The sequence below is a fragment of the Nocardioides daedukensis genome, from assembly GCF_013408415.1.
In the GTDB taxonomy this organism is placed as follows: Bacteria; Actinomycetota; Actinomycetes; order Propionibacteriales; family Nocardioidaceae; genus Nocardioides; species Nocardioides daedukensis.
The window spans coordinates 2,462,143-2,488,964 of sequence record NZ_JACCAA010000001.1; the positions used below are offsets into that span (position 1 = coordinate 2,462,143).

General features: G+C 69.4%; 30 protein-coding genes and 1 riboswitch. Of the genes, 20 read left to right on the forward strand and 10 right to left on the reverse strand.

Translation table 11 applies throughout. From position 1 onward, the window contains the following. Positions 1-10: 10 nt before the first annotated feature. From BJ980_RS12185 to BJ980_RS12195, 3 genes are read right to left on the reverse strand one after another with little or no spacing between them, the layout of a single operon-like run. Entirely contained in the window at positions 11-1,561 is a 1,551-nt protein-coding gene (locus BJ980_RS12185) for an adenylate/guanylate cyclase domain-containing protein (RefSeq protein ID WP_179502537.1), read from the reverse strand. Positions 1,562-1,620: 59 nt separating this feature from the next. Further along, complete coding sequence (locus BJ980_RS19030; protein ID WP_179502538.1) at positions 1,621-2,211, reverse strand: class I SAM-dependent methyltransferase; 591 nt, start codon at positions 2,209-2,211, stop codon at positions 1,621-1,623. Beyond that, positions 2,208-2,753: an SACE_7040 family transcriptional regulator gene (locus BJ980_RS12195; RefSeq protein WP_179502539.1), complete on the reverse strand. Its 546-nt coding sequence runs from the start codon at positions 2,751-2,753 to the stop codon at positions 2,208-2,210. Before BJ980_RS12195 ends, BJ980_RS19030 begins: the two co-directional genes overlap by 4 nt. 88 nt (positions 2,754-2,841) lie before the next feature. Between BJ980_RS12195 and BJ980_RS12200 the strand changes: the two genes are divergently transcribed. Genes BJ980_RS12200 through BJ980_RS12210 form a run of 3 tightly spaced genes read left to right on the forward strand, consistent with a single transcriptional unit; the run spans position 2,842 to position 7,275 of the window. Next, positions 2,842-4,437, forward strand: coding sequence for a carboxyl transferase domain-containing protein (locus BJ980_RS12200; protein WP_281363724.1), 1,596 nt, complete (start codon positions 2,842-2,844; stop codon positions 4,435-4,437). A gap of 58 nt (positions 4,438-4,495) precedes the next feature. Then, positions 4,496-6,388, forward strand: a complete 1,893-nt coding sequence (locus tag BJ980_RS12205; protein ID WP_179502540.1) for an acetyl/propionyl/methylcrotonyl-CoA carboxylase subunit alpha — start codon at positions 4,496-4,498, stop codon at positions 6,386-6,388. Next, positions 6,385-7,275 (forward strand): hydroxymethylglutaryl-CoA lyase, encoded by an 891-nt coding sequence (locus BJ980_RS12210; RefSeq protein ID WP_179502541.1) that lies wholly within the window; start codon positions 6,385-6,387, stop codon positions 7,273-7,275. The genes BJ980_RS12205 and BJ980_RS12210 overlap by 4 nt, the downstream gene beginning before the upstream one ends. Positions 7,276-7,386: 111 nt before the next feature. Here BJ980_RS12210 and BJ980_RS12215 read toward each other — a convergent pair whose 3' ends face one another. After that, complete coding sequence (locus BJ980_RS12215) at positions 7,387-8,079, reverse strand: EcsC family protein (protein WP_179502542.1); 693 nt, start codon at positions 8,077-8,079, stop codon at positions 7,387-7,389. Between the two features lie 43 nt (positions 8,080-8,122). On the opposite strand from BJ980_RS12215, the gene aat reads away from it, so the two are divergent. The 5 genes from aat (at position 8,123) to BJ980_RS12240 (ending at position 11,053) form a co-directional block, all read left to right on the forward strand. Further along, the gene (gene aat, locus BJ980_RS12220; protein ID WP_179502543.1) at positions 8,123-8,779 is read left to right on the forward strand and encodes a leucyl/phenylalanyl-tRNA--protein transferase; all 657 of its coding nucleotides are present in this window, start codon (positions 8,123-8,125) and stop codon (positions 8,777-8,779) included. Positions 8,780-8,825: 46 nt separating this feature from the next. After that, the gene (locus tag BJ980_RS12225) at positions 8,826-9,320 is read left to right on the forward strand and encodes a hypothetical protein (RefSeq protein WP_179502544.1); all 495 of its coding nucleotides are present in this window, start codon (positions 8,826-8,828) and stop codon (positions 9,318-9,320) included. 116 nt (positions 9,321-9,436) lie between these two features. Continuing rightward, a complete protein-coding gene (locus BJ980_RS12230) occupies positions 9,437-9,802 on the forward strand; it encodes a hypothetical protein (protein ID WP_179502545.1) in 366 nt (121 codons plus the stop codon). A 229-nt stretch (positions 9,803-10,031) separates the two neighbouring features. After that, positions 10,032-10,529, forward strand: a complete 498-nt coding sequence (locus tag BJ980_RS12235) for a hypothetical protein (RefSeq protein ID WP_179502546.1) — start codon at positions 10,032-10,034, stop codon at positions 10,527-10,529. Between the two features lie 149 nt (positions 10,530-10,678). Then, complete coding sequence (locus BJ980_RS12240; RefSeq protein WP_179502547.1) at positions 10,679-11,053, forward strand: hypothetical protein; 375 nt, start codon at positions 10,679-10,681, stop codon at positions 11,051-11,053. 20 nt (positions 11,054-11,073) lie between these two features. Here the strand turns inward: BJ980_RS12240 and BJ980_RS12245 are convergent, their stop codons facing one another. Together BJ980_RS12245 and BJ980_RS12250 are read right to left on the reverse strand one after the other, a co-directional pair. Continuing rightward, positions 11,074-11,406: a rhodanese-like domain-containing protein gene (locus BJ980_RS12245; protein ID WP_179502548.1), complete on the reverse strand. Its 333-nt coding sequence runs from the start codon at positions 11,404-11,406 to the stop codon at positions 11,074-11,076. A 23-nt stretch (positions 11,407-11,429) separates the two neighbouring features. Next, the gene (locus BJ980_RS12250; RefSeq protein WP_179502549.1) at positions 11,430-12,311 is read right to left on the reverse strand and encodes an Fpg/Nei family DNA glycosylase; all 882 of its coding nucleotides are present in this window, start codon (positions 12,309-12,311) and stop codon (positions 11,430-11,432) included. 106 nt (positions 12,312-12,417) lie between these two features. On the opposite strand from BJ980_RS12250, the gene BJ980_RS12255 reads away from it, so the two are divergent. Beyond that, on the forward strand, positions 12,418-12,717 hold the full coding sequence (locus BJ980_RS12255) for a hypothetical protein (protein WP_179502550.1): 300 nt from the start codon (positions 12,418-12,420) through the stop codon (positions 12,715-12,717). 56 nt (positions 12,718-12,773) lie between these two features. Then, a complete protein-coding gene (locus tag BJ980_RS12260; RefSeq protein WP_179502551.1) occupies positions 12,774-13,988 on the forward strand; it encodes an AAA family ATPase in 1,215 nt (404 codons plus the stop codon). An 18-nt stretch (positions 13,989-14,006) separates the two neighbouring features. On the opposite strand, the gene BJ980_RS12265 is transcribed toward BJ980_RS12260, so the two are convergent. Next, positions 14,007-14,321, reverse strand: a complete 315-nt coding sequence (locus tag BJ980_RS12265) for a DMT family transporter (RefSeq protein WP_179502552.1) — start codon at positions 14,319-14,321, stop codon at positions 14,007-14,009. A gap of 11 nt (positions 14,322-14,332) precedes the next feature. Further along, a riboswitch (guanidine-III (ykkC-III) riboswitch) is annotated at positions 14,333-14,398 on the reverse strand. A gap of 45 nt (positions 14,399-14,443) precedes the next feature. Between BJ980_RS12265 and BJ980_RS12270 the strand changes: the two genes are divergently transcribed. Next, a complete protein-coding gene (locus BJ980_RS12270; RefSeq protein ID WP_179502553.1) occupies positions 14,444-15,253 on the forward strand; it encodes a hypothetical protein in 810 nt (269 codons plus the stop codon). Between the two features lie 156 nt (positions 15,254-15,409). Here BJ980_RS12270 and BJ980_RS12275 read toward each other — a convergent pair whose 3' ends face one another. After that, the gene (locus tag BJ980_RS12275) at positions 15,410-16,585 is read right to left on the reverse strand and encodes a benzoate/H(+) symporter BenE family transporter (protein WP_179502554.1); all 1,176 of its coding nucleotides are present in this window, start codon (positions 16,583-16,585) and stop codon (positions 15,410-15,412) included. 83 nt (positions 16,586-16,668) lie between these two features. On the opposite strand from BJ980_RS12275, the gene BJ980_RS12280 reads away from it, so the two are divergent. From BJ980_RS12280 to BJ980_RS12290, 3 genes are all read left to right on the forward strand, one after another. After that, entirely contained in the window at positions 16,669-17,442 is a 774-nt protein-coding gene (locus tag BJ980_RS12280; RefSeq protein WP_179502555.1) for a glycerophosphodiester phosphodiesterase family protein, read from the forward strand. A 10-nt stretch (positions 17,443-17,452) separates the two neighbouring features. Continuing rightward, positions 17,453-18,403 (forward strand): DUF5926 family protein, encoded by a 951-nt coding sequence (locus BJ980_RS12285; protein ID WP_179502556.1) that lies wholly within the window; start codon positions 17,453-17,455, stop codon positions 18,401-18,403. Positions 18,404-18,585: 182 nt separating this feature from the next. Further along, positions 18,586-18,771 carry a hypothetical protein gene (locus tag BJ980_RS12290; RefSeq protein ID WP_179502557.1) on the forward strand — a complete coding sequence of 62 codons (186 nt, stop codon included), beginning with the start codon at positions 18,586-18,588 and terminating at the stop codon, positions 18,769-18,771. A gap of 44 nt (positions 18,772-18,815) precedes the next feature. On the opposite strand, the gene BJ980_RS12295 is transcribed toward BJ980_RS12290, so the two are convergent. Then, positions 18,816-20,078, reverse strand: a complete 1,263-nt coding sequence (locus tag BJ980_RS12295) for an arginine deiminase (protein ID WP_179502558.1) — start codon at positions 20,076-20,078, stop codon at positions 18,816-18,818. A gap of 85 nt (positions 20,079-20,163) precedes the next feature. Between BJ980_RS12295 and pheA the strand changes: the two genes are divergently transcribed. From pheA to BJ980_RS12310, 3 genes are all read left to right on the forward strand, one after another. Further along, positions 20,164-21,174, forward strand: a complete 1,011-nt coding sequence (gene pheA, locus BJ980_RS12300; protein WP_179502559.1) for a prephenate dehydratase — start codon at positions 20,164-20,166, stop codon at positions 21,172-21,174. A gap of 23 nt (positions 21,175-21,197) precedes the next feature. Next, complete coding sequence (locus BJ980_RS12305) at positions 21,198-21,596, forward strand: DUF4446 family protein (RefSeq protein ID WP_179502560.1); 399 nt, start codon at positions 21,198-21,200, stop codon at positions 21,594-21,596. A gap of 78 nt (positions 21,597-21,674) precedes the next feature. After that, a complete protein-coding gene (locus BJ980_RS12310) occupies positions 21,675-22,160 on the forward strand; it encodes a nitroreductase family deazaflavin-dependent oxidoreductase (RefSeq protein WP_179502561.1) in 486 nt (161 codons plus the stop codon). Between the two features lie 33 nt (positions 22,161-22,193). Here the strand turns inward: BJ980_RS12310 and BJ980_RS12315 are convergent, their stop codons facing one another. Further along, positions 22,194-23,777 carry a diacylglycerol kinase family protein gene (locus BJ980_RS12315; protein WP_179502562.1) on the reverse strand — a complete coding sequence of 528 codons (1,584 nt, stop codon included), beginning with the start codon at positions 23,775-23,777 and terminating at the stop codon, positions 22,194-22,196. An 80-nt stretch (positions 23,778-23,857) separates the two neighbouring features. Here BJ980_RS12315 and serS point away from each other — a divergent pair, with 80 nt between their 5' ends. From serS to BJ980_RS12330, 3 genes are read left to right on the forward strand one after another with little or no spacing between them, the layout of a single operon-like run. After that, positions 23,858-25,147, forward strand: coding sequence for a serine--tRNA ligase (gene serS / locus BJ980_RS12320; RefSeq protein WP_179502563.1), 1,290 nt, complete (start codon positions 23,858-23,860; stop codon positions 25,145-25,147). Beyond that, a complete protein-coding gene (locus tag BJ980_RS12325; RefSeq protein ID WP_179502564.1) occupies positions 25,140-25,970 on the forward strand; it encodes an HAD family hydrolase in 831 nt (276 codons plus the stop codon). Before serS ends, BJ980_RS12325 begins: the two co-directional genes overlap by 8 nt. Then, positions 25,967-26,761, forward strand: a complete 795-nt coding sequence (locus BJ980_RS12330) for a Cof-type HAD-IIB family hydrolase (protein WP_179502565.1) — start codon at positions 25,967-25,969, stop codon at positions 26,759-26,761. Before BJ980_RS12325 ends, BJ980_RS12330 begins: the two co-directional genes overlap by 4 nt. Positions 26,762-26,822 lie beyond the last annotated feature (61 nt).

Genomic DNA, 26,822 nt, shown 5'->3' on the forward strand with positions numbered 1-26,822 from the left:
GGTTGTGAGGCTAGCCGCGCGCCTCGACGCGTACGGCGACGGTGGTCAGCTCGTTGCGCCCGCGCAGCAGCACCGGCTCACTGGGCTGCCAGTGCTCAGCCTCCTGTTCGGTGGCCGCGGCCACGGTGGCGGCGGTGACCAGGACCTCGCCGGGCACGTCCTTGGACAGGTCGGTGAGCCGCGCTGCGCTGTTCACCGCGTCACCGATCACGGTGTACTCGAACCGGGTCTCGTCGCCGATGTTCCCGGCCACCACATCACCGGTCGAGACCCCGATCCCGAAGCCGATCTCGGGCACCTCGACGCGGAGCCGGTCGGCCATCGCGCGCGCCGAGGCGAGCGCCGCGGTCGCATGGTCGTCGTGCTCGACGGGCGCACCGAAGATCGCCAGCGCCGCGTCGCCCATGAACTTGTTGACCAGCCCGCCACGGGCGTCGACCTCGCTGATCACCACCGAGAAGAACCGGTTCAGCATCGCCACCACCTCCTGGGCGGAGTGCTGGGTGGCGAAGGTGGTGGATCCCTTGAGGTCGATCATCAGCGTCGAGACCGTCGAGGTGGTCCCGCCCATCTCGACCTGGTCCAGCGACGAGGCGGCCTCGGCGACCTGCTCACCCACGTGCCGGTTGAACAGGTCCCGGATCCGTTCGCGCTCGGCCAACCCGCTCGACATCGCGTTGAACCCGTGCTGGAGCTCGCCCAGCTCGGTGCCGTCATAGACCACGATCTGTTCGCCGAACTCACCGACGCGGATCCGACCCAGCGCACGGCGTACGGCCAGCAGCGGACCGACCACTGCGCGGGCGGTGAGGTCGGTGACCAGCAGCCCGAAGAGCAGGATCACCCCCGACAGGCCGAGCACGACGACGGCGAACTGCCGCGAGGAGGCGTTCGGGACGGCGAGCACGACGATCGCTCCGACCACCAGGCCGAGCACCGGCGCCGCGGTGCCCAGGCCCCAGAAGATCAGCAGCCGGCCGCGCACGCCCATCCCGCGCGAGCGGGTCAGCTCGGTGTCGGTCAGCGCGCGTGCGGCGATCGGGCGGAGCACGAACTCGGTGATCAGGTAGGCCACCGAGCTCACCACCACGCCGGCGATCACGACGGCAAACGCGATGCTGAGGATCGCGGCCGGCTGCAGCACGATCGCCAACCCGGTGAAGAGCAGCGCGCCCGCACCCCACAACGCGGCCTGCATCAGGCTCAACCGCCACGGCAATCTGAGTGCGGCATACCTCTGCGCGGGGGTCGGCACCTCGTCGTTGGTCGCCCACCGCAGGGCGCGCACGGTGCTGATCGTGCCGTACGTCGTGCCGACCAGGACGGCGACCAGGACGTAGGCCGGGGTGGTGATCGCGAGGGCGAGGCTGAACGGTCGGTTGATCGGCTCGCCGGGGATGATCACGAACGCGAGCGCCACCACCACGGCCGCGCCGATCACGTTGGTGCCGACCAGCAGCACGGTGAGCAGCACCTGGATCCGGACGCGCAGCTGGCGCGGCCCCTGGTCAGCCGGGCCGAGCAGGAGGGAGCCGAAGGCTCGGGAGTCCGATCGCGTCACGAGGTGATTGTTGCCGTACGGCGTGCCCGCGGCCAGCAATCGCCCAAGTTCGGGCCGGGTCAGCCTCGGAAGACCGAGACCGCCCAGTCGCTCTCGTCGGTGAACGGGTCGAGGTTCCAGGTGCCGAAGCGGTGCTCGAGCTGCCACCCGGCGGCGACCCCGTGCTGGTCGAGGTCGGCCAGCGGATAGGCGCGGTCGATGTGGAAGCCGAAGACGGCCCGGCCGTTCGGGGCCAGGATGCGCGACATCGCCTCGAGGATCCCCGCCTCGGATCCGGGTTCGACGAAGGCCATCACGTTGCCGGTGCAGACGATCAGGTCGAACGTGCCGAGGTCCTCGGAGAGGTCGACGAGGTCCAGGACGCGCAGGTCGGCCTCCGGGTGCTGTTCGCGGCCGGCCTCGATGAGCAGCGGATCGGCGTCCACGCCGATCACTTCGTGGCCGCGCAGGGTGAGGGCGTTGGTGATCCGGCCGGCGCCGCAGCCGGCGTCGAGGATGCGGCTGCCGGGGGTGGCCATCGCGTCGATCAGGCGGGCCTCGCCGTCGATGTCGTTGCCTTCGGCGGCAATCCGGACGAACCGCTGGGCGTATTCCTTGCGTTGCTCCAGGGACCGCTCGGTGAACCAGCGGGTGCTCTTCTCGGACGTCATAGTCCCAATCCTCTCTCGGCCATCTCCTGGAGCAGGTCCCGCATCGCGGGCTCCGGAAGGAAGGCGCTGTGCGGGGTGGAGTTGAGCAGGCCGAACGTGGCGTGCGCACGGGCCTGCGCCTCGACCTGGTCGAGGGCGGGGTCGAGCGTGCGCAGCTGCGTGGCCCACAGGTCGACGTACTGCCTCTGCAGCGTCCGGACCCGTTCGCGCGCCTCGTCCGGCAGCGAGGACCAGTCGCGGTCCTGGACGATGATCAGCGCCTTGTTGGCCAGGGCGAAGGAGATGTGCCAGTCGATCAGGGACGCGAGAGCGGCGCGGGGTTCTGCTGCTCCGGCGACCCGCTGCTTGCCCTCGCGGAGCAGCTCCTCAGAGATCGAGACCAGCATCTCGGCAAGGATCGCGTCCTTGGCGGGGAAGTGCTTGTAGAGCGCGGGTCCGCTGATGCCGACCGCCCCACCGATCTCGCCGACGGAGACGCCGTGGAAGCCGCGCTCGGCGAACAGCGTCGCGGCGGTGGCGACGATCTGTTCGCGACGGCTCATGACCCAAGGTTAGCGATCCTTCACCTGCGGTGCCGGATCGCGATCGGAGGGGTTGCATTCCGACAGCAGGTTAGTGATCATTAACCACATGAGTGAGACCCAGAGCGACGTCACCATGCGCGGACTGGCCGACGACCTGCGCGCCCGGCTGGCCGCCGTACGCAACGACGGCGCCGGTGGCAGCCCGGCCGCGCGCACCAAGCACACCGACCGCGGCAAGCTGCTGGTCCGCGACCGGGTGGACCGGCTGCTCGACCCCGGCAGCCCCTTCCTCGAGCTCAGCGCTCTGGCGGCCACCGGAATGTACGAGGCCGCCGAGGGCGAGAACACCGTCCCCAGCGCCGGCATGGTCACCGGACTCGGCATGGTCAGCGGCCGGTTGTGCGTGATCATCGCCAACGACGCCACCGTCAAGGGCGGCACCTACTACCCGATCACGGTCAAGAAGCACCTGCGTGCCCAGGAGATCGCCCGCGCCAACAAGCTCCCGGTCATCTCGCTCGTCGACTCCGGCGGCGCCTTCCTGCCGATGCAGGACGACGTCTTCCCCGACCGCGAGCACTTCGGCCGGATCTTCTTCAACCAGGCCAACATGAGCGGCGAGGGGATCCCCCAGATCGCCTCGGTGATGGGCTCCTGCACCGCCGGTGGCGCCTATGTCCCCGCGATGTCGGACGAGACCGTGATCGTCAAGGACCAGGCCACGATCTTCCTCGGCGGTCCGCCGCTGGTGAAGGCCGCGACCGGTGAGGTCGTCACGGCCGAGGACCTCGGCGGCGGTGACGTGCACGCCCGCAAGTCCGGCGTCGTCGACCACCTGGCCAATGACGACGCCCATGCGCTGGCGATCGTGCGCGGGATCATGGAGACCGTGCCCAACGCCCCCGCGAGCCCGTGGGAGGTGCACGAGGTCGAGGAGCCGCTCGAGGACCCCGCGGGCCTGTACGACGTGGTGCCCGCCGACACGCGCACGCCGTACGACGTACGCGACGTGATCCGCAAGATCGTCGACGGCAGCCGCTTCCAGGAGTTCAAGCAGCTCTACGGCGAGACCCTGGTGACCGGGTTCGCCCGGATCTGGGGCCACCCGGTCGGCATCGTGGCCAACAACGGGATCCTGTTCAGCGAGTCCAGCCTCAAGGGCGCGCACTTCATCGAGCTGTGCAACCAGCGCAAGATCCCGCTGGTCTTCCTGCAGAACATCTCCGGCTTCATGGTCGGGCGCGAATACGAGAATGGCGGCATCGCCAAGGACGGCGCCAAGCTGGTCACCGCGGTCGCCTGCAGCGTGGTGCCCAAGTTCACCGTCGTCATCGGTGGCTCGTTCGGCGCCGGCAACTACGGCATGTGCGGACGCGCCTATGACCCGCGCTTCCTGTGGATGTGGCCCAACGCCCGGATCTCGGTGATGGGCGGCGAGCAGGCCGCCTCGGTGCTCTCGACCATCAAGCGCGACGGCATCGAGGCCAAGGGTGGCGAGTGGAGCGCCGAGGACGAGGAGTCCTTCAAGGCCCCGATCCGCGACCAGTACGAGGCCCAGGGCTCGCCGTACTTCTCCACCGCCCGGATCTGGGACGACGGTGTGATCGACCCCGTCGACACCCGTCGCGTGCTCGGGATCGGCCTCGAGGCCGCCGCCCACGCGCCGGTTCCGCAGCCCAACTACGGCGTCTTCAGGATGTGATCGCAGTGGCCTCGACCGATCGCTCACCTGCTCGCTGCTCGACCACCGGGAGAATCCCATGCTGAGTTCCGTCCTCATCGCCAACCGCGGCGAGATCGCGCTTCGGGTGATCCGTGCCGCCCGTGCGCTCGGCATCCGCAGCATCGCGGTCTACACCGACCCCGATGCCGGCGCGCCGCACGCGCGCGAGGCCGACCAGGCCGTGCACATCTCCTCCTACCTCGACATCGATGCCGTCGTCTCGGCCGCGCAGGAGACCGGCGCCAGCGCCATCCACCCCGGCTATGGCTTCCTCTCCGAACGCGCCGAGTTCGCTCGGGCCGTCGAGGAGGCCGGCCTCAAGCTGGTCGGCCCGAGCTCGACCGTGATGGAGCAGATGGGCCGCAAGGACGCCGCCCGCGAGATCGCCGTCGCCGCCGGAGTGCCGGTGGTCCCCACCAACGCCGACGAGTTCCCGGTCCTGGTCAAGGCCGCCGCCGGCGGTGGCGGCAAGGGCATGCGCATCGTGCGCAGTGCCGAGGAGTTCGACGACGCCGTGGCCGCCGCCAAGCGCGAGGCCGCCAGTGCCTTCGGCGACGACACGATCCTGGTCGAGAAGTACGTCGAACGCGGCCGCCACATCGAGGTGCAGGTCATCGCCGACCACCACGGCAACGTGGTCCACCTCTTCGAGCGCGACTGCTCCACCCAGCGCCGCCACCAGAAGGTGCTGGAGGAGGCTCCCGCCCCGACGATCAGCAGCGAGACGCGCCAACTCGTCCTCGACTCCGCGGTCGCGCTGTCGAAGCAGGTCGGCTACACCAACGCCGGCACCGTCGAGTTCCTGCTCGACGAGGCCACCGGTCAGGCCTACTTCCTGGAGATGAACACCCGCCTCCAGGTCGAGCACCCGGTCACCGAGGCCGTGGTCGCCCACAACCCGGCCGGCGACAAGGTCGACCTCGTCCAGCTGCAGCTGCGGATCGCGGCCGGTGCCGAGCTCCCGTTCGGCCAGGACGACCTCTGGGTCGACGGGCACGCGATCGAGGCCCGGGTCTATGCCGAGGACCCGTTCAACGACTTCCTTCCGCAGGCCGGCACCGCCAGCCTGGTGCACTGGCCCGAGCTGGCCCGGATCGATGCCGCCCTGGAGACCGGGCAGGTGGTCAGCACCAGCTTCGACCCGATGCTCGGCAAGATCATCGTCCACGGCGCCGATCGGGAGGCGGCCCGCACCGCCCTGGTCCGCGCGCTCGACCAGGCCACGATCTTCGGGCTGACCACGAACACCGGCTTCCTGCGCGCGCTCGCGGCCTCCGACGAGTTCCGCGACGCCACCATCGACACCGCCTGGCTCGACCGCAACCAGGTGCCGACACCGGAGAACGACATCGCCCGGATCTTCGCTGCCTGGGCGGCCGCGCCCGAGGTCGGCCGCGGTCCGGGCCAGCTCGACGGTTGGCGTGACGGTGCCCGTCCGGCCCCGATCACGATCGAGCTCGACCGCGACGTGGTCGTCGACCGGGCCGCCGGCACCGTGGACGGCAACCCCGTCGTCGAGTCGCACTCGCACGGCAGCCGCGTCGACTGCAGGCGGACCGTGCTCGCCATCGACGGCACCCGGCACGGGGCCACCACCGCGGTCACCGCCCACCGGGTCGAGGTCGTGCACCGCGGCCAGCGTCACGTCTTCGCCCGCCCCGACCTCTTCGCCGACCAGGGCCCAGCGGTCGGCGATGGCACCATCCTGGCCCCGATGCCGGGCACGGTGCTGACGGTCAACGTGGCAGTCGGCGACCGGGTCAGCGCAGGCGACCCGCTCGGCGCGATGGAGGCGATGAAGATGGAGCTCGCCCTCAAGGCTCCCTTCGACGGCACAGTGGTCGAGGTGAACCACGCGGCCGGGGAGCAGGTCGCGCTGGGCGTCGTACTGTTCACGGTGGATCCCGACTCCGAGGAGGCCGCCGAATGACCGCCCTGCCCGCCAAGGTCACGATCTGGGAGGTCGGCGCCCGCGACGGCCTGCAGAACGAGAAGTCCGTGGTCGACGTGCAGACCAAGGCCGAGTTCGTACGCCGCCTGCTCGCCGCTGGCCTGCCGATCGTCGAGGCAACCAGCTTCGTGCACCCCAAGTGGGTGCCGCAGCTCGCCGACGCGGCCGAGCTGATGACGATGCTGGACAACCCCGATCTCCCGGTGCTGGTCCCCAACGAGCGTGGCCTGGACCGGGCGCTGGAGCTCGGCCTCAAGCACATCGCGATCTTCGGCAGCGCCACCGAGACCTTCGCCAACAAGAACCTGAACCGCAGCCTGGACGAGCAGTTCGCCATGTTCGAACCGACGGTGGTGCGTGCGCGCGAGGCCGGGATGGACGTCCGCGCCTATGTCTCGATGTGCTTCGGCGACCCGTGGGAGGGTGCGGTCCCGATCGACCAGGTGGTCTCGGTGGGCAAGCGACTCTTCGACCTCGGTGCCAGCCAGCTCAGTCTCGGCGACACGATCGGGGTCGGCACCGCCGGCCACGTCAAGCAGCTGATCACCGCCTTCGGCGAGGCCGGACTCGGCACCGACGCGCTCGCGGTGCACTTCCACGACACCTACGGCCAGGCGCTGGCCAACGCCTATGCGGCACTCGAGGTCGGGATCACCACCTTCGACGCCAGCGCCGGCGGCCTGGGCGGCTGCCCCTATGCCGAGAGCGCGACCGGCAACCTGGCCACCGAGGACCTGGTCTGGATGCTCAACGGCCTGGGCATCGAGCACGGCGTGGACCTGGACTCGCTGGTCGCGACCAGCGTGTGGATGGCGGAGAAGCTCGGTCGGGAGAGCCCGAGCCGAGTGGTCACCGCCCTCGCCTGAGGCCGCACCCCACGACGTACCCCCAAATCAACGCTGACCCGTCGTGAATTCACATCCTGCGTAGCCGCAGAACGCGAATTCACGACGGGTCAGCGTCGCAGGTGGTCCGGGTCAGCGCTTCTTGTTGAGTTGGGGGCGTGCCAGCAGCTCCTTGGCCGCATAACGACCGATTCGCCAGGTCGACCACGCATCGGCGCTCATCCCGACCGCACCGCCGAGCACCGGGACGCGCCGACCGACGGTGGTGGCCATCCGCTTGCCGGCCACGGCCGAAAGGAGCTCGGCGGCGACGACACCGGAGATCGTGGTGTCCAACTGAGGGTCATGGGCCGGCGCGGTCGCGATCGCCATCGGGGGAGCAGGGATCCGGCCCTCCTTGATCACCCGCTTCACGTCGGACTCACCGAGCAGGCAGAGCAGTACGGCGGTCTGCACCTTCGGGTCGGCGAGGTCATGACCCCGCAGCGAGGCGATGACGGCGACCATCCGAACCTGGATCAGCGCCAGGCCGGTGATGTTGACGGGGATGGTGGCAGCCGCGGTGACGAGACCGCCGATGTTGGTCGCGAAGCCCTGCGCGCCGGCGTACTCCACGTGGCGCAGGATGGTCTTGTCGACCGCCTCGTCGACGTTACCGCCGGCCTTGGCGAGCTTGTTGCTCGCGGCCTCGGCCGCGGAGTCCAGCGGTCCGATGCCCTCGATGGCGCGCTTGAGTGCCTCGCGGATGAAGCCGTGGGTGTATTGCGGCGCCAGGTCCGTGATCTTCGGAGCGAACTTCTTGCCGACCGTGCTTCCAATGCCCATGCGGACATCCTAGGCAGGCGTTCGCGATCACTAGGCTGTCCGCGTGCCGACCGAACCAGACGCGACTCCTTGGGATTTTCCCGATCCCAGCGGTGTGCCCGACGACCTGGTCGCCCTCGGGGCCGACCTGCGCCCCGGCACCCTGCTGCGCGCCTATCGGTCGGGCTTCTTCCCGATGCCGGTCGACGGCGAGCTCGGCTGGTGGTCGCCGCAGCGCCGCGGGGTCCTGCCGCTGGACGGCGTACGCATCACCCGCTCGTTGCGCAAGTCCTGCAAGCAGTTCGAGATCCGCGTGGACACCGCATTCGAGGAGGTCATCGACGCCTGCGCCGACCCGTCGCGGGACGGCAGCTGGATCGAACCCGAGATCCGCACCGCCTACGTCGAGCTGCACCGGCTCGGCTGGGCGCACTCGGTCGAGGCCTGGCGCGACGGCGAGCTGGCCGGGGGACTGTACGGCGTTGCCGCGGGCGGACTCTTTGCCGGCGAGTCGATGTTCCACCGGGTCCGTGACGCCTCCAAGGTGGCCCTGGTCGGGCTGGTGGAGCTGCTCGACGACGGCCGCGAAGAACGGCTGGTCGACGTGCAGTGGCAGACCGATCACCTCGAGACGCTGGGCGTGGTGGAGATCGCGCGGGTCGACTACCTGGCTCGTCTGCGCGCGGCGCTCGCGCTGCCGCTGCCCGAGCGCTTCGACTGATGAGGCACCCTTGTCCACAGCGACCCACCCGTGAGGAATGAGCACGATGAGCCGATTCACTCTTGCCTGCGCCGCCACACTGATGGCGCTCGGCCTGCTCACCGCCTGTGGTGACGATTCGTCCGGGGGAGGAGCCACCCCGACCCCCGAGGGGACCAGCAGCGCCTCCCCGCAGCTTCCGGGCAGCGGCACGGACGCACCGGGCGCTCCGGAGGGTGAGTCGACCTCGGCCGACGACGGCCCCACGGTGCCGCTGCCGACGACGACTGTGAAGGGCACGGACGCGCCGTACTGCCAGGCCGCCCTCGAGGCCGGGCTGGCCGCAGACATCCAGTCCCTGCGCAGCTCCATCACGGTGCTCGCCACCAGCCTGCCGAGCCGGGCCGACAAGGAGGTCGTCGAGGGGCTGGAGCTCCTGCGCGACCTCTATGCCGACGCCGACGACCTGGCCTCCGCGGGTGAGGTCTATGCCGACGCGTCGAAGTCCGAGCAGGCAAAGATGGACACCTACTTCGCCTTCCAGTCGAAGACGTGCGACTGAACAAACGGTGTCGGCCGGAGTTTCTGAGAAGATCTTGAGAATGGCATGTGTAGAAACAGGCCTGGGTGGGCAGGGTGCCCTCGATATCCCTGAGTAGTTCACTGGAAGGTGAAAAAATGCGTACCAAGCGACTTGCACTCGTCGGAGCCAGCCTTGTCCTGATGGGCGGCATGACCGCGGCGTGTGGTGGTGGCGCTTCGGGTGCGCCCGACGACGCCTCCAAGAAGGAGTTCTGCGCCGCCGTAAAGAAGACCGGTGAGCAGGGCAGCGACGCTGACAAGATCAAGGACGCCTACGAGGACCTGGTCGAGGTCGGCACCCCCAAGGGCATGCCGGACGACGCCCGCAAGGGCTTCGAGGTCTTCGCTGACGCCATCGACGAGGCGGACGAGGACGACAAGGAAGCCCCCTACGAGGGCGACAAGGACAAGGAGAAGCAGGTCGAGGCCTACTTCACCTACGTGGGCGAGACCTGCAGCTGATCTGATCACGCCGTACGGGCGTCACCGGCCTCAACGCCGGTGGCGCCCGTACGTCGTTCCGGCACCGCGGTTCGCGGCGGGCTTGGCACCGTTGCGTAGCGTCGGGTCGCGAGTCACATCAACTGGTCCATCCGTGCGCGTTCAGCCCACAAGGTTGTGGGCACGCTGAACGTGCGAACCCCGGAACCCGATTCCGATGGACCCGAACCCCAGAAGGTTGAGATTCACAATGCGCACCACGCGACTTTCCCTCGTTGCCGCGAGCCTCGTTCTGCTCGGCGGGATGACCGCTGCCTGCGGCGAGGACGACAAGGACAGCGACAAGAAGAGCGACTCGAACAACTCCGCCTCGCCGACCCCCGGTCCTGAGTCCGAAGGCACCGAGGAGGAGTCTCCCGCGACTCCTGAGGAGAGCCAGCCGGCGGCCGACGGCGAACTGGCCGCGTTCTGCCAGGCCGTCGTGGCGGCCGGCCAGGCCGAGTCCAGCGGCGACTACAAGAAGGCTCAGGAAGCCTGGGATGCGTTGCACGACATCGAGCCCCCGGCCGACATCCCGGCCGATGCCAAGGAAGGGTTCGACTTCTATCACGAGGTCCTGACCGGCTCGAAGGACGCGGAGACCGCGAAGAAGGCCTTCGACGCCAACCCGGACGCCAAGAAGAACCTCCAGGCGTTCTCGGGCTGGATCGGCCCCAAGTGCGCCGATGCCCTCGGCGGACAGCAGTGACGTCCTGCCACTGAGCAGCCCGGGTGCGGGTGTCGCGGTCTGATGACCGGGGCACCCGCTCCTGCATTTCAGGGGTCGTCGTGGCGGGCCGACCGATCGTCCGTCATGATGAACGAGGTCCAGAGTCCACGATCGCCAGGAGAACCCACATGCGGCTGGTTGCCATCGCCTCCGTGTTCGCCATCGCTCTGACTGCGGCGGGGTGCACCAACGAGGACAAGTCCGACAACCGTCCGGACGAGGGCACGACCCAGCTGAGCGCGAAGGAGTTCTGCGAGGAGCTCGACGCCGCCCAGGAGCGGGAACGACTCAAGGATCTGCAGAAGGACGTCGCCGCGATCCAGGAGGCCGGCATCGTCCGCAAGGACGTGCCCTCAGAGGTCCGCGAGGGCTTCGAGCTGTGGGCCGGGATCGTGGAGATCGTCTTCGAGAAGCGTGCCATCGCCCAGGTCGAGGAGGACGTCAGCGAGCTCGAGAGCCTGCAGCTGAAGGCCTATCACGACTGGGTCGACAAGAACTGCTGATCAGCTGGTCCCGCACTGCGTCAGAGGACCTGCGGGTCCTGACCGGTCTCGCTGAGCATCGGTCGTCCGGCCGCCGCCCAGTCGAGCATGCCGCCGTCGAGGTTCACCACGTCGCGCCCCTGGCTCACCAGCCACGCGGATGCCTGTGCGGAGCGGCCGCCGACCTTGCACACCACCAGGGTCTGCTCGAGGGGTACGTCGTCGAGTCGCTCGCCGAGCTCCATCATCGGGATGTGCAGGGCGCCCTCGATGTGGCCGGCCCTCCACTCGGCGTCCTCGCGGACGTCGAGGACGTGGAGGCCTGCGGGAAGCGGGTTGGGGACGGCGTCGATGCTCACGGTGGGAACTCGCATGGGACCCAGCCTACGGACTGCAGCTACTTGAGGAACTTGCTGGTCCGTCGATCTGCGAGCGGCTTTCCGCCGGTCTGGCAGGTCGCGCAATATTGCAGGCTCGAGTCCGCGAACGACACCTCCCGCACGATGTCGCCACACACCGGGCACGCCTTGCCGGTCTTGCCGTGCACGGCCAGGTTCGACTTCTTCTCACCCTTGAGCTCGCTCATCGCCACGCCGTCCGCGCGCTGCACGGCGGCGGAGAGCACGTCGCGGATCGCCGCGTGCAGCAGCGCGACCTGGTCGGCGTCGAGTGAGCTGGCCGGCGTGAACGGGGACATCTTCGCGGCATGCAGGAGCTCGTCCGAATAGGCGTTCCCGATGCCGGCGATGGTGCCCTGGTGGCGCAACACGCCCTTGAGTTGCGAGCGACCGGCGTCGGTGAGGATCTGCTGCAGGACATCGACAGTGAACGCGTCGTCCAGGGGATCGGGGCCGAGGCGGGCGATGCCCTCGACGTCCTGCGGTGAGCGTACGACGTACAGCGCGAGACTCTTCTTGGTCCCGGCCTCGGTGATGTCGAGCCCGCTGCGCTCGTCGGTTTCGGGGTCGTCGAGCACGATCCGGACCGCGAGCGGTGACTTTCCACCAGGGCGTGGTGGGGTCTCGGGGACCTCGTCGCGCCAACGGATCCAACCGGCGCGTGCCAGGTGGACGATCAGGTGGATGCCGCCTGTGGAGATGTCGATGAACTTGCCGTGTCGCGTGACGCCCTCGACGAAGGTGCCCTCCACGGCGGAGAGCGGCGGGTCGAAGGTCTTCAGCGCGCTGAACGCGGCAAGGTGGACGGCGCTGATCACGCGACCGTCGAGGCGGGCGGCCAGGTCGTGGGTCAGTGCCTCGACCTCGGGCAACTCGGGCATGTCGGCCAGCCTAGTCGGGTGTTCAGCCTGGTCGGGTGATCTGCCTGGTCGGGTGATCTGCGGCGAAGCGATGACAAGCGGGCAGGACCGGCCGCATCATGGAGGGGTGAGTGCACTGCCGATCCCCACGCCACTGCCCCAGACGGGCTCGATCTTCGTCGACTCCCGCGGCGGCGGACGTGCCATGCGCCTTTCCTGGCACCACGACGCCGGCCTGGTCGTGCTATCGCTGTGGCGCGAGAACGTCTGTGCCGGGTCCTTCCGGCTCGGCGTCGACGAGGTGCCGGAACTGATCGAGGCGCTGCGGAGCGGTCTGGACACGGCGTACTCCCTGGCGGCGGGACACCGGGCCCATGAGCGTGCGGCCGCTGGCGACCTGTCCGGTGATTTGTCCGGAGCCTCCTGATACGACTCGCTAGGAATGTCTACGGACTTTGCTAGACAGCCCGATAGCCTCCAATCGTGGACCCGATCAGGAACCCCTACGCGCCCGGCGCCGGCCAGCGGCCGCCCGAGCTCGCCGGTCGCGACGAGCAGCTCGCCGCCTTCGACGTCGTGCTCGAGCGCGTGGCTCGGGGGCGTCCGGAGCGTTCCCTGGTCCTGACCGGACTGCGCGGTGTCGGCAAGACCGTCCTGCTCAACGCGCTCCGCTCGTCCGCGGTGCGTCGGCACTGGGGGACCGGCAAGCTCGAGGCGCGTCCCGACCAGGGCCTGCGGCGCCCACTGTCTTCTGCCCTGCACCAGGCGATCCGCGAGCTCGGCCACCCCCAGGAGGACGACGTCGACCACGTGCTCGGCGTGATCCGGTCCTTCGCCCAGCGCGACGCCGGCCCCAACGCCAGGCTGCGTGAGCAGTGGAACCCGGGGATCGATGCGCCCCTGGTGAAGGGTCGCGCGGACTCCGGTGACATCGAGATCGACCTGGTCGAGCTGTTCACCGACATCGGCGGGCTCGCTGCCGACGTCGGCAAGGGCGTCGCGGTCTTCATCGACGAGATGCAGGACCTCGGGCCCGACGACGTCTCCGCGCTGTGCGCCGCCTGCCACGAGATCAGCCAGTCCGGCCTACCGGTGATCGTGGTCGGTGCGGGACTGCCGCACCTTCCGGCGGTGCTGTCGGCGTCGAAGTCCTATTCCGAGCGGCTCTTCCGCTATCAACGCATCGACCGACTCTCCCGCGAGGCCGCGGACCGCGCGCTCTCCGCGCCCGCCGAGGACGAGGACGCCTGCTTCACCGAGGACGCGCTGGGGCAGATGTATGCCGTCACCGGCGGCTATCCCTATTTCATCCAGGCCTATGGCAAGGCGGTGTGGGACCAGGCGCCCCGCTCGCCGATCACTGCGGAGGACGTCGCGGTTGCGGCGCCCGAGGCGGAGGAGGAGCTCGCGGTCGGCTTCTTCGGCAGTCGCTTCGAGCGGGCCACGCCCGGCGAGCGCGACTACCTGCGGGCGATGGCCGATGCCGCGATCGCGATTGCCGCCTCAGGTGACGAGGAGCTGGACGACATCGGGTCGGTGCCGACCTCGGATGTGGCCACGGCGCTCGGCAAGAAGCCTCAGTCCCTCTCCCCGGCCCGCGATGCGTTGTTGAAGAAGGGGCTGATCTATTCGGGGGAGCGCGGCCGGATCGCTTTCACCGTGCCGCACTTCGGGCGTTATCTGCGCGACCACGCCTGAGTTGGCCGCGCCTGCACCTCAATGCAGGAACTTCAGCCCCGCCACACAACCCACGATCCCGGCCAGCAGCAGGATCCGCAGGGCGGTGACCGGCTCCTCGCCGGTGACCATCGCCCAGACCACGGTGAGGGTCGCGCCGATGCCCACCCACACGGCGTACGACGTCCCGGTCGGCAACTCACGCATCGCCCAGGCCAGCCCACCCATGCTGACCAGCAAGGCAGCGAAGAATACGACGGACGGGCCGAGCCTGCTCAGTCCCTCGGACTTGCCCAGAGCGGTGGCCCAGACGGCTTCGAAGGCTCCGGAGACGATGAGGACGAACCACGACATGACTGCTCCTTCGAGCCAGTCTTGTCGCGTGCCGGGTACTGGGTGCCCTCGTCCGGGGGCCGGTGGTGGCCCTCCTCGCACTATGCCACCTCGCGTGGCACCGGTCTGCATACTGGAGGGCAATGCCTGAAGAAAAGCCCAAACTAGAGATCGACTGGGTCAAGACCCTCGCTGGTGCGCTGGCGGCGGTCTCCTCGGCCGTGCTGCTGTCCACTCTCGGGGCGGCCGGCACGTTGATCGGCGCCGCACTCGGATCGATCACCCTGACCGTCACCAGCGCCTTCTACTCCCAGGGTCTGGCGAAGAGCCGACAGAAGCTCGCCACCGCGCAGGAGCTCGCCCAACGCTCGGTCGGGATCGCCCAGTCGGAGGTACGCCGCGCCGGGAACGTCGCCAACCCAGCGCGCGCCGAAACACATTTGGAGCGTGCCGACCAGAAGTTGGAGAGCGCGCGCTCAGAGCTGGACAACGCGATCGAGGAGACCACCCCGACCGCCTGGCGCGACCGGCTCAAGCTGCTGCCCTGGAAGCAGATCGCACTGTGGACCGCTGGCGTCTTCCTGGTCGCGTTGCTCGTGATCACCGCCTTTGAAGTGATCACCGGCCGCAGCGTCGGCTCTTTCACCGGGGGCACCGACGGCAAGGGCGGGACGTCGATCGGCAGGGTCACCGGCGGCGGCGACTCCTCGCCACGTCGCGAGGACGAGCGACCGACCGAGCAACCCACCGATGAGGTGGAGCCGAGTCTCGAGCCGAGCGAGACCACCGGTGATCTCCCGTCACAGGAACCTGGCGAACAGTCGAGCGGGACCACGTCTGAGACACCGAGCGCGGAGCCGAGCCCGGAGGCCACGAGCCGGACACCCGTGCCCACGCCGACGCTCGCACCTGAACCGGCGCCGCCGCCCGTGGAGACCCTGCCCCCGGACTGACCGCCAACCGGCGTTTCTTGCGCGCCGAACCGGCAGTTCTTGCGCGTCGAACCGGCAGTTCTTGCGCGTCGAACCGGCAGTTCTTGCGTGCGCCGAGCCGGTCAGCGCCGTGCGTCACCGCAACAAGTGCCCGTTGGACGCGCAACAAGTGCAGGTTCAACGTTTGGCGAGCCGCATCACCATCAGGTATGCCGCACCCGCGACCAGGCTCCAGAACGCCGCTCCGACACCGACGATCGTCATCCCAGACGCCGCCACGACGATGGTCAGCGCCGCCGCCTCGCGGTGGTCGCCGTCGCCCAGTGCTGCCGAGGCCGCACCGGCCAACGTCCCGAGCAGTGCCAGACCGGCGATGGTCTCGACCAGCCCCGGCGGGGCCGCGCCCGCGACTGCGGTGATCAGCGAGGAGAGCGGGCCGAAGGCCAGATAGGTCACCCCGCACGAGACACCCGCGATCCAGCGCCGGTCCGGGTCGGGATGCGCCTCGGGGCCGGCTGCGAGCGCGGCCGAGATGGCGGCCAGGTTGATCGCGTGCCCGCCACCGACCGCGCCGATCACCGACGACGTACCGGCATAGGTGAGAGGTCCGCGCATGTCGGGTCGATAGCCGAAACCGGCCAGCACGGCGATGCCGGGGATGTTCTGCGAGGTCATCGTGACGATGAACAGCGGCACCGCGACGGCGATGAGTGCGCCGGCGTTCCAGGTGGGTGCGACGAGTTCGACGACGGGTACGCCGTCCGCAGGTGCCAGGTCGCCGAAGGTGCCGGTGGCCGCCATCACCACGACCGCCGCGACCAGGGCGCCCGGGACCGCCCAACGGCGCGCGAACGCCATCAGCGCCAGCCACGTCGCCATCACCGGGAGGATCGCCACCGGCTCCTCGACCACCGCCAGGAACGGTGCCGCGCACAGGGTGAGGAGCACGCCGGCGAGCATGCCGTTGGCCAGGGGCGCCGGGATCCGCGCGACCAGGGCGCCGAGGGGCCGGACCAGTCCGCACACCGCCAGCAGTACGCCGCAGACCATGAACGCGCCGACAGCTGCACCGAACCCACCGTGGGGTACGGCGGCGGTCGCGAGCAGTGCCGCACCGGGCGTCGACCACGCCATCGTGATCGGCACCTTGAGTCGCCACGAGAAGAACACCGTGCCGAGGCCCATCGTCAGGCAGAGGGCGAGCAGGCCGGAGGCGGCCTGGTCCGGCGAGGCCCCGACCGCGGCCAGACCGGTGAGCACCACCGCGAATGAGCTGGTGAACCCGACGACACCGGTGACCACGCCGGCCAACACCGCGTGGGTGGTGTCCGCGCCCGCGGCCCGCTGCGTCATGGCGGCAGGCTATCGGGGTTGATCGCCGCCGGCATGCGCCCTGCTCCACCCCCACCCGGTGGGAAACAAGTAGCGTGCAGGTCATGCAGGTCGTTGCCCACCGCGGTGCCAGCCACGATATTGCCGAGCACACGCTCGGTGCCTACCTCGAGGCGATCCGGATCGGAGCCGACGGGCTCGAGTGCGACGTACGGCTCACTGCCGACGGGCACCTGGTCTGCGTGCACGACCGCGACCTACGGCGTACGGCGTCCAACAGCGGCGTGGTCTCCACGATGGAGCTGGCCGAGCTCGACGCCTTCGACTTCGGCAGCTGGAAGAACCCTTGGCACGACCTCGACGACGAGGCGCCCGACCTGGACCCGGCGCTGAACAAGGTGCTCACCCTGCGCAAGCTCCTCGAGACCGTGGCCAGTGCCGGACGTCGCGTGGAGCTGGCCATCGAGACCAAGCACCCCACCCGGTTCGGCGGTCTGGTTGAGCGCAGGCTCGTCGAGCTGCTCGACGAGTTCGGCTGGGCGGGTGCCGACTCGCCGGTGCGGGTGATGAGTTTCTCGTTCACCGCGTTGCAGCGCGTCGAGAACCTGGCGGCCGGGCTGGACAAGGTGATGCTCATCGACAAGGCCCACCACTGGCCGATGCTGCGCCGGATGATCGGCAAGAAGTGGATCGTCGGACCCGGCATCGGCGAGCTCACCGACCACCCCGGACTGGCCCGTCGGCTCCGCGACTCGGATCGCCGGATCCACGTGTGGACGGTCAACACCGACGCGCAGCTGGCGCTGTGCGAGAGCCTCGGGGTGGAGACCATCATCAGCGACCGGCCGGCGTACATGCTCGAGCGGGTTCGCCGGTAGCCTGCCCTGCATGGGAAAGAGCTCTCGCAAGAAGAACCGCGCCGCTGAAGCGCCCGCCGTCGACGGTGCGGTCGGCCCGCGCCAGCCCTGCCCGTGTGGCTCGGGCCGTCGCTACAAGGCCTGCCACGGTGCCGCGGACGGACCGCCGCCCGCGTTCGTGGCCCGCCCGTTCGAGGGCTATGCCAGCGAGACCGACCTGGTCGCCCTGCGCGAGCTCGTGCCCGCCGCGACCGCGCCGCTGAAGCTGAAGGACAGCGACCGCGAGGTCCGCCTGTGCACCCTGCTGCCCGGCGCCGCGCCGGCGATGGTCCGCGAGGGCGGAGCGATCTGGCTCGGCCTGCAGGTGCAGCACGCGTATGGCGACCCCGCGCGCGACCTGGGTGCCGTGCTGACCAAGGCCGTCGAGCACGCCGAGGCGGGTGAGACCGGCATCGTCGGGCTGACCGAGGCGCCCGGTGAGGGCCCGCGGTTCACCGACCTGGTCGAGGACGAGGCACTTGAGGTCACCGTGCACGAGGGTTTCGGTTATTGGCTGGACGACGTCGAGGACCGCACCCCCGAGATGGACGCCGCACTCGACCAGGCCAACGGCTCGGTGCACCCGACGGTGAAGCTGAAGGGTGTCGAGGCGGCGTATTGGACCAATGTCGGCTCCAAGGAGCACCTGCGTTGGGCGATGCCCGAGGACGAGGACGCGCTGCTCAATGCGCTGACCCGGTTGCACACCAAGGGTGCCGACACGCTCGTCGAGGGCGGCCGCCTGGTCGGCATGTTCCGTGCGCACGGCGTGCTCGTCCCGGTGTGGGACCTGCCCGTCGGCACCGGCGCAGAGGTTCTCGAGGAGCCCGCGAAGAAGTTCGCCGCAGAGCTCGCCGACGCACTGGCGGACGACTCGGAGCTGACCTCCGCGGAGCGTTCCGCGAAGTCGTCACTGGCTGGCCGGCAGGTCACCATCCGCTGAGTTCTTCGTCGTCGTGGGGTGCTGACGAAGTGTCGGAACACCTTGTGGTTGTCGTGTTGTAAACCCCGCGCTCATGACGTAAGTTGCTCCTCGCCCGGTCGTTGTTGTATCCCCCGTCAACAGCGACCGGGCTTCTGCATTTCCCGCGAACCTGCAGTTGTTGCGCGCCCAACCTGCAGTTGTTGCGCCGCGAACTGGCAGTTGTTGCGCGTCGAACCTGCACTTGTGGTGCGTCGAACCCGCAGTTGTTGCGCGACGAACTGGCAATTGTTGTCGTGACCCACGACGCTGCGCTGCTCGACGACCGCAAGAACTGCAGGTTGAACGCGCAAGAGTTGCAGGTTCGTCGAGCAACAACTGCAGGTTGAACGCGCAAGAGTTGCAGGTTCGACGAGCAACAACTGCAGGTTCGTCAGAGGGGGTCTCGGGTGATCGGGCACGACATGCACCGCGGACCGCCGCGACCCGACCCCAGCTCGGAGCCCTCGATCCGGACCACCTCGATGCCGGCCTCCTCGAGGCGCGCATTCGTCTCGTCGTTGCGGACGTAGGCCACCGCCACCCGCGGCGCGATGGCGAGCGTGTTGTTGCCGTCGTCCCACTGCTCGCGCTCGGCGGTGACGGGGTCCAGGCCGGTGTCGATCTGGTGCAGGGTGTCGATCTGCATCGCCTTGGCGGCGGCGATCAGGAACGGCTCGGGCCCGGAGACCTCGAGGTGGATGTCGCGGTCCGAGATCCCGGTGCCGACACCGCTGGCGGTGACAGTGAACGCCTGCAGGGAGTCGGCGACGTTCGGGTACATCACGATCTTGTCGACATCGACCATCGTGCAGATGGTGTCGAGGTGCATCGTGGCCCGCTCCTGGGCGATCGGCACGGCCAGCATCGTGTGCGCGAGTCGGCTGTGGAAGACCTGGCGGGCCAACCGCTCGACGCCGGCAGGCGTCGTACGCTCACCGACCCCGACCGCCACCACGCCGGGTGCCAGCAGCAGTACGTCGCCGCCCTCGACGTGCTCGTGGTGCCAGCCGTGGATCTTGCGGGTGCCGCCCTCGACGTCACGGAAGCGGGGGTGCTCGGTGTAGATCAGCTCGGTCAGCTGGGTCTCGCGGGCACGCGCAGGCATGGCCAGCGACGTGATCGCCACGCGGTCGCGGATCCAGACGCTGGAGTCGCGGGTGAAGAGCAGGTTGGGCAGCGGGTCGATCAGGAACTCGTCGGTGGGCAGCAGTGAGGTGACCAGACCATGACCGCCGCGGACCTCGTCGTTGCGGATCCCCTCGGTGAGGTGACCGGTCAGCTCCTCGGGGGAGCAGTCGCGCAACGCCTCGGCCAGATAGCTGCGCAGCGTGTCGCCCAGGTGCAGCCCCGACAGGGCCGTGGTGATCGCGTGGTTGCGTGCGTCGTGACTGGCGAAGGTCTCGGTGAGCAGCGTGGTCAGGTAGAGCACCTCGACCCCGCGGTTGCGCAGCGTCTCGGCGAACGCGTCGTGCTCCTCCTGGGCGCGGGAGACCCACGGCACCCCGTCGAAGAGCAGCCGGTCGTTGTTGCGCGGGGTGAGCCGCTTGAGCTCACCACCGGGGCGGTGGAGCATGACTGTGCGGAGGGTCCCGACCTCGCTGTCCGCACCATGGATGGCGGTGCGCACGCTCTCGGGGGCATCTGGGTTGACCATGTCGTCACTCTATCCACCGAGGTGACCTGGGTCACCGTGCAACGAGCGCGCGGGTCGAGCGCCCCGGGCGCCTATCCTGATGCCCATGCCCGCCCCTGACGACCACACCGCTGCCGCCGGTCCCAGCCCCCGCCTGGCCTTCCTCGGCCCCGCCGGGACCTTCACCGAGCAGGCCGCGCGATCGCTGGCCCCCAAGCTGGCCCCGAAACTGGCCACGGGCCAGCAGGCCTCGGGCGATCAGAAGCCCTCGGTCGCACTCGAACCCTGCTCAACGGTGACCGTGGCCCTCGACCTGGTCCGCAGCGGCGAGGTGGCCGGCGCCGTGGTCCCGATCGAGAACTCCGTGGAGGGATCGGTCCCGGTCACCCTCGACGAGCTGGCCACCGGCGACCCGCTGGTGATCGCGGCGGAGGCCACCGTCCCGATCCAGTTCTCCCTGATCGCCCGTCCGGGTACGACGCTCGAGGCGATCACGCTCGTTGGCACGCACCCGCACGCGGCGGCCCAGACCCGCAAGTGGGTGGCGTCGAACCTCCCACAGGCCCGCGTGGTCCACACCAACTCGACTGCGGCCGCCGGCGCCGGGATCGCCGACGGGACCGCAACCTGGGACGCCGCGATCACCTCGCCGCTGGCAGCCGACCACTACCAGCTGCAGACACTGGCGCAGGGCATCGAGGACAACGCCTCGGCGGAGACCCGCTTCGTGCTGGTCACCCGACCGGGCGCCCCTGCCAGCCCGACCGGGGCCGACAAGACCTCCCTGGTCGCCTTCATCCGCACCGACCACCCCGGGCTGCTCCTCGAACTGCTCGAGGAGTTCGCCCTGCGCGGCGTCAACCTGTCCCGGATCGAGTCGCGACCGACCGGTGCCGGTCTGGGCCGCTACTGCTTCTCGATCGACTGCGAGGGCCACATCGCCGAGGCCCGGGTGGGCGAGGCCCTGATGGGACTGCACCGGACGTGCGACGACGTACGCTTCCTCGGCTCCTACCCGCGAGCCGACGGTGTCCGCACCGAGGTCGAGAAGGGCACCGGCGACGGCGACTTCCGAGAGGCCGAGAGCTGGCTCGCGAGCCTGCGCAACGGTGACTGAGCCGGAGCCGTAACCTCTGCGGCATGGACATTGCCCTTGCCTGCTTGGCGATCCTGCTCGCCGTGATCGCCATCGTCGTCTCCGTGACCAACGCCCGCAAGGGACCGCGCCGCGACGAGTCCAGCGAGGACGCGCTCCCCGAGGACGTGGTGGGCCTGCGCCAGGAGGTCGCGGCGCTGCGTGCCGAGGCCGGCGATGCGTTCAAGCACCTGGCTGTGGTGCGCTACGACGCCTTCGGTGACATGGGCGGGCACCTTTCCTGGTCGATCGCGCTGCTCGACGGCGCGGGCCACGGCATCGTGCTCACCTCGATCCACGGCCGCAGCGAAGCCCGCACCTATGCGAAGAGCATCTCCGGTTGGACCTGCGAGCAGCAGCTCTCCCCGGAGGAGGAGGAAGCGATCACGCACGCTCGCCCCTGAGCCTGCCGCTTTCCACCCCACAGACGGGGGCGTGAACACCCACAACGACGGGCCAGTTCCACCGCTAGGCTCCGTGCCATGTACGACGTCTATGCGCGGCTGGTGCGGCCGATCGCCATCTTCCTCGGCGGCCAGCCGTGGCTCCCGAAGTTCAACAAGCAGATCGTGGCAATGGACCGTTTCGTCCAGCGGCTCACCCGTGGCCGGGTCGGCTTCGTGCGGATCGCTGGCCTCCCCGGCCTGACCCTCACGGTCGTCGGCCGCAAGAGCGGAATCCCGCGCAGCACGCCCCTGCTCTGCGTCCCGCACCAGGGCGGCTGGCTGATCGCCGGCTCCAACTGGGGTGCTCCGAAGCCGCCCGCCTGGGTGGTCAACGTGGCCGCCGCCGACCAGGCGAGCGTCAACTTCGAGGGGACGACGTACGCCGTGACTCCGCGTGAGGCGCTCGGCGCGGAGCGGGACGAGCTGTGGGCCGTGATGAACCGGACCTGGCCCAACTATGCGAAGTATGAGCAGCGCACCGACCGCACCATCCGGGTCTTCCGGCTCGAGCGCGCTGCCTGATCGGTCGTACGACGACCCGCGGGAAGCGAAGACTCAGCGAGGCGCGCGGACCAGCAACCGCCCGTGAATGCACTCCATGGACAGCTCGCGCCCCGAACCGATCGAGTCGCCGTCCAGCTGACGCGGAGTGTCGATCGCGGCCCGGATGACGACCTTGCGGCCGGTGAACCGCTCGATCAGCTCGTCGGTCTTCGAGCCCTTGGTCAGCACCCGGAACGCCAGCGGGAGCCAGGACAGGAACCGCTTCGGGTGCAGCAGCACCACGTCCAGCACGCCGTCATCGATGGCGGCGTCCGGGAGCAGCGGCATCCCGGCCTGGAGGTAGCCGACATTGCCGACCAGGACGGTCCGCGCCCGGTGCTTGGTGAACGGCGCGTCGTCGATCGACACCTCGACCTTCACCGCCGGGAACATCAGTGACTTCAGGCCGGACAGCACGTAGGCCAGCCAGCCCACCTTCTTCTTGATGTCCTCGTTGACGCCCTCCATGATCGCGGCGTCGAAGCCCATCCCGGCCATCACCAGGAAGTGGGTGTCCTCCAGCCCGCCGTCGCCGGAGACCCGGACCATGTCGATCGCCCGGTCCTGGCCGTTCAGCGCGACGTCGATCGCCGAGCGGATGTAGAGCGGGATGTCGAGGTTGCGGGCCAGCAGGTTGCCGGTGCCGGCAGGCACGATGCCCACCGGGATCCCGGTGCCGGCGAGCTCGGCGCAGACCTCGCGGACCGTGCCGTCACCACCGCACACGATCACCAGGTCGGCGCCGGCGACGGAGGCCTTGGCGGCCATCCCGGTGCCCGGGTCCTCGATCGTCGTGTAGTGCCAGACCGGTTCACGCCACCCGGACTCGACCGCCATCGCCGAGAGGATCGAGCGGAACTGGCCGACGTCCTCGACCTTGATCGGGTTGAGCACGACGTGCAGGTCGCGGGTCGCTGCGGGCACCGAGGCGACCAGGGGCTCGGAGGTCAGCGCCGTGCTCCTCGGTTGGGGATCGAAGAACGCCCGGGTGAGCAGTGCAGCGCCGAAGCCGAGCAGCAGCCCACCGATCACGTCGGAGGGGAAGTGGCGACCCAGCAGCAGCCGGTCGAAGCACATCGCCACGGCCAGCAGCACCAGCAGCACGTGCAGGAGCCGCCGGATGCCGGAGCGGCGTACCAGCATCCCGACGACGACGTAGAGCACGCCGGTCAGGGACGCGATGAACGAGGCGTGCCCCGAGGGGAACGATCCGTTGTCGAGATGGGCGAAGACCGCCTGTACGTCGGGGCGGTTGCGGTCGGTGAGAAACTTCAGCGCGTGCGTCACCACGAAGGTGGTGATGATGACGATCAGGGCGTACTGCGCCGCACGGCGCTGGGACTGCCACCAGAGCCAGGCTGCCAGCAGGATCGTGTAGATGATGCCGGCGATGGTTCCGCCGGCATGCTCGAGGATCCGCAGCGCGTGCTCGAGCCAACTGCCCTCGGCGACCCACGTCGTGGTCTCGTCGGTGGCCGACCGATCGAGGTCGGTGAGCGGGGCCCAGTCGATGACCACGAGCACGGTCAGCACCGCGAAGAGCCCGAGGGTGATCGCGGACCAGACCAGTGGGGTGGAGCGGGAACGGTCAGTCACAGACCGAAGTATGCCGCGCCCCGATCCGGGACCGGGTAATCCGGACGACCGGGCCAGCGGCCGCCGGATAGCCTGTGCGCATGATCGATCCCCGCATCCTCCGTGACGAACCCGACCGTGTCCGCGCAGCCCAGGCCAAGCGCGGGCTCTCCGACGAGGTGGTCGACCGGGCCCTGGCCGCCGACGAGGCGCGACGCAGGGCGATCGTGGAGTTCGAGGAGAAGCGCGCCGAGCAGAAAAAACTAGGAAAACTCATCTCTGCTGCCAACAAGGGGGGCGCACCCGAGGAGAAGGCGGACCTGCTGGCCCGCACCAAGGTCCTCGCAGCGGACGTGAAGACGGCCGAGGCCGCCCAGGGTGAGGCAGAGGCCGAGTGGAAGGCCGCCCTGGGCAGCATCCCGAACCTCGCCTCGGACCACACCCCCGAGGGTGGCGAGGACGACTTCGTGGTCCTGGAGACCATCGGCACCCCGCGTGACTTCGCCGCGGAGGGCTTCGAGCCCCGCGACCACATCGAGCTCGGCAAGCTGCTCGGCGCGATCGACCTCGAGCGCGGTGCCAAGGTCAGCGGCAGCCGGTTCTACTTCCTCACCGGCGTCGGCGCCCAGCTCGAGCGCGCGCTGGTCAACATGGCGATGGACCAGGCGCGCGAGGCCGGCTTCACCGAGGTGATCCCTCCCGCGATGGTCAAGCCGCGCGCGATGGAGGGCACCGGGTTCCTGGGCCAGGCCGCGGACGACGTCTATCGCATCGAGGGCGAGGACATGTATCTCGTCGGCACCAGCGAGGTCCCGATGGCGGCGTACCACTCGGACGAGATCCTCGACGGCAACTCGTTGCCGATGCGCTACGCCGCGTTCAGCCCGTGCTTCCGCAAGGAGGCAGGCTCGCACGGCAAGGACACCAAGGGAATCATCCGGGTGCACTGGTTCGACAAGGTGGAGATGTTCGTCTACACGACCCTCGAGGACGCCGAGGCCGAGCACCAGCGACTCCTGGACTGGGAGAAGCAGTTCCTGGACAAGCTCGAGCTGGCCTACCAGGTGATCGACGTCGCCGCGGGCGACCTCGGGCTCAGCGCCAAGGCGAAATATGACTGCGAGGCGTGGATCCCCACCCAGGGCAAGTACCGCGAGCTCACCTCGACCTCGAACTGCACCGACTTCCAGACCCGCCGCCTCGACACCCGCGGCCGCTTCGAGGAGGGGATCAAGCCGGTGGCCACCCTCAACGGCACCCTCTGCGCGATCACCCGCACCATCGTCGCGATCCTGGAGACCCACCAGCAGGCCGACGGCTCGGTCCGCGTCCCGAAGGCACTCCAGCCCTACCTGGGCGGGCGCGAAGTGCTCGAGGTGGTCAATGGCTGAGCCGGTATGGCGCCCGAAGCTGGTCGCCCTGGACATCGACGGGACCCTGCTGCGCTGGGTCACCGACTCGGGCATCGTGCACGGCGAGGTCCCGCCCGCGGTGCGCGACGCCGTACGACGTGCCTATGACGCCGGCGCCCACATCGTGCTGGCCAGCGGCCGCTCCCTGCACGGGATGACCCCGATCGCCGACCAGCTCGGGATCCCCGACGAGGGAGCCGAGCGGCTCTGGATCGTCGCCTCCAACGGCGCGGTCTGCCTGCGCTATCCGCCGATCGAGGTGCTCCACGAGGAGACCTTCGACGCCTCGGCCGCGGTCGCGGAGATCCTCAAGTTCCACCCCAACGCGCTCGTCGGCGTGGAGGAGCGGGGCCGTGGCTATCGGGTGAACCGGCCCTTCCCCGAGGGCGAACTGTCCGGGGAGATGATCATCACCGACGTGGACGAGATCGTCGGCGAGCCGATCAGTCGAGTCATCATCCGCGACCCGGAGGCCACCGTCGAGGACTTCCACGTGCTCGCCGAGAAGCTCGGCCTGCACGGCACCGACTACGTGATCGGCTGGACGGCCTGGATGGACCTGGCCCCGGTCGGCGTCTCGAAGGCGTCTGGCCTGGCGCACGTGGCCCGGGAGCTGGGAGTCGAGGCCGCGGACGCGCTCGCGATCGGCGACGGTCTCAACGACCTGGAGATGTTCGCCTGGGCGGGCCGCTCGGTGGCGATGGGCCAGGCCGTGGACAAGGTCCGGGCCGCCGCGGACCACGTCACCCTGGCCGTGGACGAGGACGGTGCCGCGGTCGAGCTCGACAGCTGGTTCGGGTGAGCACACCGAAGCTGGTCGCCACCGACCTCGACGGCACCCTGCTCGACGCCGAGGGACAGGTCTCCGCGCGCACCCGTGAGGTGCTCAGGGAGCTCGACCACCGCGGCATCCCGGTCGTCTTCGTCACCGGGCGCCCGATTCGCTGGATGGAGTCGTTGTGGAACGACGTCGGCGGGCACGGCCTGGCCGTCTGCTCCAACGGCGGCATCGTCTATGACGTGGGCTCGCACTCGGTGCGCAACGCCCTGACCGTGCCCCGCGACACCGCGCTGCAGGTGGCCAGCACGCTGCGCAAGGCGGTCCCCGGCACCTGGTTCGCGCTGGAGAAGACCACCGGTTTCGCCCGCGAGGAAGGTTTCATGGGACGCCACCGGGAGCCACTCGGCATCGAGACCGGGCCCCTGGAGGCGATCTTCGACGACAGCGTGGTCAAGCTGCTGGCGATCCACCACGAGATCACCCCGGAGACCTATTGGCGCCACGCCGAGGAGATGGTCGGCACCATGCTCGAGGTGACCTGGTCCTCGTCCTTCTCGCTCCTGGAGATGTCGGCACGCGGAGTCACCAAGGCGACCACCCTGGAACGCCTCAGCACCGAGCTCGGGATCGGGCCGGCCGACGTGGTCGCATTCGGTGACATGCCCAACGACATCCCGATGCTGCGCTGGGCCGGACATTCCTATGCGATGGCCAACGCCCACCCCTCCGCCCGGGCCGTCGCGCAGCACACCGCGCCCGCGAACACCGACGACGGCGTGGCGACCGTTCTGGCCCGGGTGTTCGGCCTGTGACAGGCTGGCCCGTGCGACAAGCACGCCTGACCCCAACCCAAGAGAGCCCCGGAGGTGTCGA